Annotated in this window: 1 tRNA gene; it reads left to right on the forward strand. The window is 49.8% G+C overall.

Going from position 1 to position 239, the window contains the following annotated elements:
- The first annotated feature begins 165 nt into the window (after positions 1 to 165).
- A tRNA-Val gene (locus HMPREF2704_RS01725) sits at positions 166 to 238 on the forward strand.
- Position 239: the final 1 nt, after the last annotated feature.

Raw genomic sequence — 239 nt, forward strand, 5'->3', positions numbered from 1 at the left:
GGTTGCCCCCTGTGAGATAAGGTAGTCGCTTAGCAAGAGATTGAGCCTAGTAGATACTAGGCTCATTTGGGAGTTTAGCTCAGCTAAGGAGAACGCAAGTTCGACTTTGTCGAAACTGACGTAAGTCAGTGCACGACAGGGATCCAGTGAGTTAAACGACCATTTGGGAGTTTAGCTCAGCTGGGAGAGCATCTGCCTTACAAGCAGAGGGTCAGCGGTTCGATCCCGTTAACTCCCAT

This window comes from Streptococcus sp. HMSC076C09 (assembly GCF_001837905.1).
Taxonomy (GTDB): Bacteria; Bacillota; Bacilli; order Lactobacillales; family Streptococcaceae; genus Streptococcus; species Streptococcus parasanguinis_I.